Annotated in this window: 3 protein-coding genes; all 3 read left to right on the top strand. The window is 42.2% G+C overall.

What is annotated here, in order from left to right; all coding sequences use genetic code 11:
- The coding region (gene ccoO, locus B4K20_RS06205) for a cytochrome-c oxidase, cbb3-type subunit II (RefSeq protein WP_289282268.1) at nt 1–644 on the top strand (644 nt) is incomplete at its 5' end.
- Nucleotides 637–837: a cbb3-type cytochrome c oxidase subunit 3 gene (locus B4K20_RS06200; RefSeq protein ID WP_040576263.1), complete on the top strand. Its 201-nt coding sequence runs from the start codon at nt 637–639 to the stop codon at nt 835–837. The genes ccoO and B4K20_RS06200, both read left to right, overlap by 8 nt.
- Nucleotides 837–984: cbb3-type cytochrome c oxidase N-terminal domain-containing protein (locus B4K20_RS06195; RefSeq protein ID WP_349678793.1), on the top strand; the 148-nt coding region annotated here is incomplete at its 3' end. The genes B4K20_RS06200 and B4K20_RS06195, both read left to right, overlap by 1 nt.

The following is a 984-nucleotide window of genomic DNA, read 5'->3' as shown; positions in this document are numbered from 1 at the left end:
AAGAGAAACTGGAAAAAAATATCTGGGCCCTTGTATTAGCAACAGCACTTGTGGTCTCAGTGGGTGGTATCGTAGAAATCGTGCCTTTATTCTATCTCAAAACAACCTTTGAAGATCAAGTGCATCCTGACTATGAAGAATTGAAAACAGTTCGTCCATATTCTGCACTTGAGTTAGCGGGTCGTGATATTTATCAACGTGAAGGTTGTTATCTGTGTCATTCGCAAATGATTCGTCCTTTCCGTGATGAAAAAGACCGTTATGGTCATTATTCTCTGGCTGTTGAATCAAAATACGACCATCCATTCCAATGGGGATCAAAACGTACTGGACCTGATCTTGCTCGTGTTGGTGGTAAATACTCCGATGCATGGCAGATTCAGCATCTTCGTGATCCACGTTCAGTCGTTCCTGAATCTGTCATGCCAAGCTATCCATGGCTTGATGATGCCACTATCGATGGTCCTGGGATTGAAAAACGCTTACGTGCTATGAAGGTATTGGGTGTTCCTTACACTGATGAGCAAATTAATAATGCGGCAGCAGCAGTTGAAGGCAAGACTGAAATGCAGGCCTTAGTGGCTTATCTTCAAGTATTGGGAACAATGGTCAACTTTGAACCCGGCAGGTCATATCGTGAGTAAACTTCAAGAGTATTTTCATACTAATTGGAGCGAAATGACAGCAACCGACTGGTTTGGCTTGGTGTTTACAGTAGTTATTTTTGTACTGATGGTGGTGCTCTATTTTTGGGTTCTGAATCCAAAAAACAAAGATAAAATAGAGTCTCACCGCACCATGCTGCAGGACGATGACGATACAAATTCGGAGAAATAATGATGGCTGATAATAAAAAGAATCCTAATGAAGTGCCTGACACAGGGCATGAATGGGATGGCATCAGAGAGTTAGAAAACCCACCACCACGCTGGTGGACAAATGCCCTGTATTTAAGTGGTTTGTTAGTATTGGTTTACTTTATCC

The organism is Methylophaga sp. UBA5088, assembly GCF_002414625.1.
GTDB classification, from domain to species: Bacteria; Pseudomonadota; Gammaproteobacteria; order Nitrosococcales; family Methylophagaceae; genus Methylophaga; species Methylophaga marina.
This window is presented reverse-complemented; position numbering and strand designations above follow the sequence as displayed.